The sequence below is a fragment of the Nocardia sp. NPDC004722 genome (assembly GCF_053601505.1).
Genome location: NZ_JBSGBY010000411.1, coordinates 1 through 7755, shown reverse-complemented (window position 1 = coordinate 7755; position 7755 = coordinate 1). Strand labels below are relative to the sequence as shown.

Below are 7755 nucleotides of genomic sequence, written 5' to 3'. Positions count from 1 at the left end.
CACGGGCATTCGCGCGCAGTGGGAACACATGCCCGGGCCGCGAGAGCTCGCCGGGCGTGGTGCGTGGATCGGCGAGCAGCCGCATGGTCTGCGCCTGGATCGAGGCGTGCGACTCGGCCAGGAGGGCCAGGATGGTGACACCCTGCGGCTCGAACTTCTTGCGCACGACATCGCAGATGGTCACCCCCGCGGCGACCAACGATTTTCGAAGCGCGGTTTCGAGTCGTTCGAGGTCGTCGCAGAGGTTGGCGTCGACACCACCGAACTCGGCCAGCACATGCCAGCCGGTGAATTCTGCCGTGATCATTGGCTAAAACTCACTCTCGCTCAGCGCCAGTGACATGGACTGTCAGTGGCGGAAAACCGTTGAAGGACACCGACGAATAGCTCGCCGTATAGGCGCCGGTCTCGAGGATTCGAATCGAATCGCCGGCTCGCAACGTGGTCGGGAGGAGGACACGCGTGCGTTGATAGAGTACATCGTCGCCGTCACACGTAGGACCGGCTACGACAGCTTCGTCCTTCGGATCCGTGTCCCGATCGGTTTGGAATCGGTAGGCGATGTACTCGTTCTCGGTTTCGGCCATGCCGTTGTAGCGGCCGATATCGAGGTATACCCAGCGCCGCCCGTCCGGCGCTACACGAACATTCACCACTTCGGCGTGGATCACGCCGGTGTTGCCCACCAGGGCGCGACCGGGTTCCACGACGAGCGCGGTGTGTTCCGGGAGATAGCGGCTCGCCGATTCGGCGATGGCCGCGCCCAGCTCCGCGAGTCCGGGAGCCGGATCGACGTACGAAATCGGCAGTCCCCCACCGATATTCACCGCCGTGACCGGAATGTCCTTGACCGCCAACGCTTCCGCGATAGCCCCCGCCTGCTCGATCCCGATGCCCCAGGCCTTCGGGTCCAGCTGCTGCGAGCCGACGTGGAAATAGGGTCCCACGACGACCAGGCCCAGATCGCGAGCGCGCACCAGCAGGCGGGTGGCCTCACCGGGCGCGCAGCCGAACTTGGTGCCGAACGGCGTCTGCGACTGCGGCGCCGAGGACAGGAACCGGCACTCCACCTCGGAGCCCGGCGCGTGCTCGGCGATGCGCTCGAGGTCGTCCTCGGTGTCGAAGGCGTAGCGGCGCACGCCGGCCGCGTAGGCGGTGGCGATCTGCGCGGCCTTCTTGATCGGATTGCCGTAGCACATGACGGCCGGATCGACGCCCTGCTGAAGGCAGAGCTCGATCTCGCCCACGCTGGCGACGTCGAACTCCGCGCCCTCGTCGTTCAGTAGCCGGATGATCTCCGGCAACGGACTCGCCTTGACGGCGAACCGAATTCGCGCTGTAGGTAGCGCGGCATGCAGTGCGCGGTAGTTCGCGCGGACCCGGTCCAGGTCGATGACCAGACGGGGCGACTCGGGCAGGTTTCGATCGGTCAATCTAAGGGAACTCTCCGTGGTTCGGTGGGCGAGCCGGAATTCGGCAACAGTGCGCGAGAATAGCAGCGTTGGGCCTCGGAAAACGAACCGGTGCTGGGTCGACTACATCACGCTATAGCCGCCGGGCCTCGGCGGCGGTGCGCGACGCCTTACGAGAGTGTGACGTGACGACGTCGCCGGGCAACCCCCGCCGAGAGTGTGAACGAATCCTTAACAGACTGTGAATCGATCCTTGACGGGGTGTGCTCAGCCGGCGCTGACCGACACGTCGTCGAACACCACTTCACCCGCCGCGTCCGACTCCGACAGGTCCACCACGCCGTCGATGGACCACCCGTGATCGCCGTTGGGATCGTCGAGCACCTGGCGCACATGCCAGAAGCCGGGCCGTTGCTCGATCTGGAACAGCTTCGGACCCCGGGCATTCGGACCGGTCCCGATGGTGGCGTACTCGTCGAAATAGGGGGCCATCTCGGCCTCCCAGTCCAGCTCGTCGCCCAGCTCCGCGAGCGCCTCCCAGCGGTGCAGCGCGGCCAGGTCCACGCGGCGGAACATGGCGTTGCGCACCAGCACTCGGAAGGAACGCTCGTTGGCGGTAATCGGACGCACCGTCTCCGCGCCGAAGGCAACCTGCTGGTCATCGGCCTCCGCACCCGGATTGGTGAGCTGCTCCCACTCGTCGAGCAGGCTGGAGTCGACCTGGCGGATGAGCTCGCCGAGCCACTCGGTGATGTCGTCGAGCTCCTCGGTACGGGCCTGCTCGGGCACCGTGCGCCGCAATGCCCGGTAGGCGTCGGCCAGATAGCGCAGCACCACGCCCTCGGAGCGGGCCAGCTCGTAACCGGACACCAATTCGGCGAAGGTCATGGACCTTTCGACCATTTCGCGCACCACCGACTTCGGCGACGGCTCGAACTCCGACACCCAGGGGTGTCCGGCCTTGTAGGTCTCGAACGCGGGCTCGATGAGCTCGGCGGCCAGCGGCTTGGGCCAGGTGACCTCTTCGAGGAGCTCCATTCGCTCCTCGTATTCGATGCCGTCGGCCTTCATCTCCGCGACCGCCTCGCCACGCGCCTTGTGCTGCTGCGCCATGAGCAGCTGCCGCGGATCCTCCAACGTGGACTCTATGAGCGAGATCACATCGAGGGTGTAGGTCAGCGACTCCTTGTCCAGCAGCTCCAGCGCCGCCAGCGCGAAGGGCGAGAGTGGTTGATCCAGCGCGAAATCGCGCTGCAGATCGACCATCAGCCGGGCATGACGTCCGTACTGGTCGGGTTCGTCGAGCTGCTGCACCACGCCCGCGTCCCGCAGCGCCCGGTACAACCGGATCGCCTTGAGGATGTGCTTGCGCTGCGCCGCGCGCGGCTCGTGGTTCTCCTCGAGCAGATGCCGCATGGCGTAGAAGCAATTGCCCTTGCGCGCGATCACATTCAGCAGCATCGAGTTGGTGACGTTGAAGCGCGACATCATCGGCTCGGGCGAGGCCGCCACCAGCCGGTCGAAGGTGTCCTCCGACCAGGACACGAAACCCTCGGGCGGCTTGCGCTTGACGACCTTCTTGAGCTTCTTGGGATCATCGCCCGCCTTGGCGATCAGCCGCGCGTTCTCCACCTCGTGCTCGGGGGCCTGCACCACGACCGTGCCGAGCGTGTCGTAGCCCGCGCGCCCGGCGCGGCCCGAAATCTGGTGGAACTCACGGGCATTGAGCCGCCGCGTGCGCACGCCGTCGTATTTGGTGAGCCCGGTCAGCAGCACGGTGCGGATCGGCACGTTGATGCCGACGCCGAGAGTGTCGGTGCCGCACACCACCTTCAGCAGCCCGTCCTGCGCCAGCTTCTCCACCAGTCGCCGGTATTTGGGCAGCATGCCCGCGTGGTGCACCCCGATGCCGTGGCGGATGAACCGCGACAGCGTCTTGCCGAAGCCGGTGGCGAAACGGAATTCGCCGATGGCCGCGGCGATCGCGTCCTTCTCGGCCTTGGACGACATGTTCACGCTCATCAGCGCCTGCGCCCGCTCCATGGCGGCGGCCTGGGTGAAATGCACGACGTACACCGGCGCGAGGCTGGTGGTGACCAGATCCTCGAGCGTCTCGGTGATCGGGGTGCGCACATACGAGAAGCTCAGCGGCACCGGCCGTTCCGAGCCCGACACGACGGCCGTCTCGCGTCCGGTGCGCTTGGTCAGGTCCTCGGCGAAGAAGTCGACCTCGCCGAGCGTGGCCGACATGAGCAGGAATTGCGCGCCGGGCAGTTCGATCAGCGGCACCTGCCACGCCCAGCCGCGATCCGGGTCGGCGTAATAGTGGAACTCGTCCATGATGACCTGGCCGACATTGGCCGAAGCGCCCTCGCGCAACGCCAGATTCGCCAGGATCTCCGCGGTCGCGCAGATGATGGGCGCGTCCGGGTTCACCGCGGCGTCGCCGGTCACCATGCCGACCCGGTCGGCACCGAAGACCTCGCACAGCGCGAAGAACTTCTCGCTCACCAGCGCCTTGATCGGTGCGGTGTAGTAGCTGCGCTCGCCCTTGTTCAGCGCCGCGAAGTGCGCGCCCAGGGCGACCAGCGACTTACCGGACCCGGTCGGGGTGTTGAGGATGACATTGGACCCGGTCACCAGTTCCAGCAGCGCCTCTTCCTGCGCCGGATACAGGCTCAGGCCCTGCGAACTCGCCCAGTCGGCGAAGGTCTCGTACAACCAATCCGGGTCCACGTCGGATACGGCACGGTCGGGAACCAATTCGGACAGCTGCACGTCGCCCCACGTTACCGGGAGTTGGCGCGAAACCCGCTAACGACCTCTACCGCAGCGGCGGGTTCTCCGGCCCGTCGCCTTCGGTGAACCCGGCCTGCTCGGCGAGGAAGCGTTCGAACTCCGCACCGAGCTCGTCGCCGGTGGGCAGTTCCTGGTCGCTGGCCAGCAGGCTGGACTGGCGTTCCTGCGCGGTGACGAAGCTGTCGTACTGGCGTTCCAGCGCTTGCACAACGGTCTCCACCTCGGAGTTGCCCGCGATGTGCTCGTTGACCTGTTCGCGCACCCGCGCGGCGGCGTCGGTGAGCGCGGCCAGCGGGAGTTCGAGGCCCGCGTTCTCGGCCACGTTCTCCAGCAGCGTCTGCGCGGCCTCGGGGTAGGCGGTCTGGGTGAGGTAGTGCGGCACGTGCACCGAGAAGCCGACCGACTCGTGCCCGTGCTGGGCCATCCGGTACTCCAGCAGCGAGGACGCGCTGCCCGGCACCTGCAACTCGCCCGGCCAGCGCTGATGGTCACCGATCAGATCGGAATCCGAGGCGTGCGCGGTGACGCCGAGGGGGCGGGTGTGCGGAATCGCCATGGGAATCGCGGAGAGTCCGATGGTGCGGCGCACACCCAGCTGCTCGGACAGCAGCCGCACCGCGGTGACGAACTTCTCCCAGCGCAGGTCCGGTTCGAGCCCGGCCAGCAGCAGGAACGGGGTACCGGCGGTGTCCTTGAGCGCCCACAGGCTCAGTTCCGGCTCGGTGTAGTCGGAGAAGTGATCGGTCTTGAAGGTCATGAGCGGACGCCGGGAGCGGTAGTCGAGCAGCTCGTCCATATCGAACGAGGCGACCAGTTCGTGCTCCAGGCTTTCCTTCAGATGCGTGGTGGCCAGGCGCACCGCATGTCCGGCATCGGTGAAGCCCTCGAGGCCGTGCACCAGAACCGGACCCGAGCCGTCGTCGGACGACAACTGCGGAGCCGGGAATTCCAGCTCGTACATTCGCGACTCGTAGTCCATCGCTTGCTCCTTCCTGCGTGGCCCACTTGCGCGACCAACTCTCATTGTCCCTCATGGGCATGACAGGTGTGCACCACCCGCACCCGGGGTGCAACACGCCGAAGCGTGACACGCATTCCCGACCTGGCCCCGAGCGGCGTGGCAATCGGTGTGAACAGCCGATTTTCGGCATAGTGGACAGCGTGACCGCGCCCTACCGAATCCCCACGCGCCGCTGGCAACGCAGGTCCGCACCGGCCGTGGGGTTCTTGTTGGTGGGCGGCCTGCTGGCTGGATGCTCCAGTTCCGTGTCGGGTCATCCGATCGCGGCGCGCAATCCGGTCACGCCTCTGGCGAGTGCCGATGGCGGACTGGCCAAACTGCTGCCGGACCCTTCGCAATTCCCGTCGCGCTACACCGCGATGGCGCTGCCCGCCGACACCGCCAAGCAGGCGGCCGACGATATGAACGGCTATCTGCCGGGGGCACAGGTGGATCCGAGCGGTTGTGTGCCCACGACACCGAGCGCGGGTCCGGCCGTCGCGGTCGGCAGCGATGACAACACGCCCGCGACGCTCACCGTGGTGCTCACCCGATCCGACAAGCCGCTGTCCGCCCTGCGAGATCAGTTGCAGCAGTGCGGGACCGTGCGGCTCGGCCACAGCGGGGTCACCTCGGTGGTGACCACCCGGCTGAATCCGGCGCCGCCCGCCAATGCCGACGACACGCTCGCCCTCGAGCGCACGATCGGGACCGAGCACAGTCAGACCGGCCTGACCCGCACCATGCAGAGCCTGATCGGCCAGATCGGCGATGTGCGAATCTCGGTGACCTACATGACATCGGTGTCCGCCTCCGACAGTGAGGGCCTCGACACCCTGTTCAACACCGCGCTGCGTAAGGTCCGCAAGGGCTGAGCCCGCGGCGGATTCGCGCACCGGGGGAGGGGAGCCGACCCCTGCCCGTGTTCTCGGCTCCCGTGCCCGATCAGCAGACCGGCAGCGGGGTATTCGAACCCGAGGAAGAGCCGTTGCCCGAACCGCTGGCCGAACCACTGCCCGCGGAACCGCTTCCGGCGGAGCCGCTGCCCGCGGAGCCACTGCCCGCCGAGCCGCTGTTGGACGAACCGCCGCTCGACGAACCCGGGAACAGCGAGGAGACCGGCGGGCACGCGCCGCCCTTGCCGACCACGTAGACGATGGAGCTCGAGGAGAGACCCTGCCGGACGCCGACGGTGTAGGTGCCGTCGGCGTCCGGGTGCCACGGCAGATTCGCGGCGGCGCCGTTCCCGAACGAGGTCGGGGTGAGCGTGCCGATCACGGTGCCGTTGACCAGGAAATCGACCGGGTTCAGCTGATCGGCGCCGCTGAGCTCCGCCTGGATGGTGCAGCCGTTGGCGACCGAGCAGACCTTGTCGCTGGTGAGGCCGGCGACGCTGACACCGGCGATGGATGCGGCGGCCGGACCGGCCAGCATCGGTCCGGCCAGCACGGCGAGTGCGGCGGCCGCACCCGCGCCGGCGGCGGGCCGTCGAAGCGTTCGATAGTTCGGGTTACTCATCGGGAATCCTCTCGGCGCGTTGAAGGGGTCGCGCCGGGCGGACTGTAACAGTGCCGGACCCGTGAATTTCACGAAATCGCAACTGCTGCAACATGATTCGATTATCGCATAACCGGGCAGCGGTTACCGCCCGGTAATCGCGTAGCGGCGCAGGAGCTCCGCGCCGAGCCGCGCGAGTTCGGCCCGCACCGACTCCGGCTCCACCACTTCGACCGCCGCGCCCCAGCCCGCCAACTGCTGGGCGATCATCAGCGCAGTCGGCGCGGTGATGCGGGCCTGTACCCGGCCGTCTCCGGCCGGACCCTCCAGAACGCAGTGCCGCCCCTGCTGGTGGCGCAGCACCGGCGCGAGCGACTCCGGTACCAGCACGGTCGCCGACAGTGTGGATCGATGCCGTTCGACCTCCTCCACCACCTCCGACCAGGCCGTCGACAGGTCGAAATCCTCGGGCCGGTGGGCGATCTCGTCGGTCGGCTCGATCGCCGCGATCCGATCCACCCGGAAGGTCCGCTGTCCTCGTTCGGTTCCGGCCACCAGGTACCAGATGCCGTCTTTGTCGACCAGACCCCAGGGGTCCACGAGGCGCGAGGTGTGCTGCCCGGCCCGGTCGTAGTCGAGCCGGATCCGGCGGCGGCGCACCACTGCTCGCTGTAGCTCGGTGACCCGTTCGGGCGCTTCGGCCTCGGCCTCGCCCCAGCGTGCCGGGTCCACCACGATCGCGCCCGCAGCGGCCTCGGCCTCGGTGCGGAAGGTCTGCGGCAAGGCGCGCAACAGCTTCCGCAGCGCCGACTTGGTCGCCGGAGTGGCGGTGGCCACCGGGCCCAGCAGCAGGAACAGCGCCTGCGCCTCGTCGGCGGTGAGCCCGCTGAGATCCGTGCGCGCGCCGCCGACCAGCGCCCAGCCGCCGCCGCGTCCCGGCTGCGGATAGACCGGAATCCCGGCCGCCGACAGGGCTTCCAGATCGCGCCGCGCCGTCGCCACCGACACCTCGAGCTCGGCCGCGACCGCGGCCGCGGTCACCCGGCC

General features: G+C 67.9%; 7 protein-coding genes. 1 reads left to right on the top strand and 6 read right to left on the bottom strand.

Annotation, left to right across the window (positions count from 1 at the left end; translation table 11 throughout):
* From ACWELQ_RS31405 to ACWELQ_RS31390, 4 genes are all read right to left on the bottom strand, one after another.
* Window positions 1–304: S-adenosylmethionine decarboxylase (locus ACWELQ_RS31405; RefSeq protein ID WP_452400652.1), on the bottom strand; the 304-nt coding region annotated here is incomplete at its 3' end.
* Window positions 305–317: 13 nt separating this feature from the next.
* Window positions 318–1418, bottom strand: a complete 1101-nt coding sequence (locus ACWELQ_RS31400) for a type III PLP-dependent enzyme (protein ID WP_452400653.1) — start codon at window positions 1416–1418, stop codon at window positions 318–320.
* A 261-nt stretch (window positions 1419–1679) separates the two neighbouring features.
* Window positions 1680–4190 (bottom strand): DEAD/DEAH box helicase, encoded by a 2511-nt coding sequence (locus ACWELQ_RS31395; RefSeq protein ID WP_452400651.1) that lies wholly within the window; start codon window positions 4188–4190, stop codon window positions 1680–1682.
* A 46-nt stretch (window positions 4191–4236) separates the two neighbouring features.
* Entirely contained in the window at window positions 4237–5190 is a 954-nt protein-coding gene (locus tag ACWELQ_RS31390; RefSeq protein ID WP_452400650.1) for a proteasome assembly chaperone family protein, read from the bottom strand.
* A 182-nt stretch (window positions 5191–5372) separates the two neighbouring features.
* On the opposite strand from ACWELQ_RS31390, the gene ACWELQ_RS31385 reads away from it, so the two are divergent.
* Entirely contained in the window at window positions 5373–6086 is a 714-nt protein-coding gene (locus tag ACWELQ_RS31385) for a sensor domain-containing protein (protein ID WP_452400649.1), read from the top strand.
* A gap of 70 nt (window positions 6087–6156) precedes the next feature.
* Here ACWELQ_RS31385 and ACWELQ_RS31380 read toward each other — a convergent pair whose 3' ends face one another.
* On the bottom strand, window positions 6157–6729 hold the full coding sequence (locus ACWELQ_RS31380; protein WP_452400648.1) for a hypothetical protein: 573 nt from the start codon (window positions 6727–6729) through the stop codon (window positions 6157–6159).
* A gap of 123 nt (window positions 6730–6852) precedes the next feature.
* Window positions 6853–7755, bottom strand: a 903-nt coding sequence (locus tag ACWELQ_RS31375) for a helix-turn-helix transcriptional regulator (RefSeq protein WP_452400647.1), incomplete at its 5' end; no start/stop codon positions are given.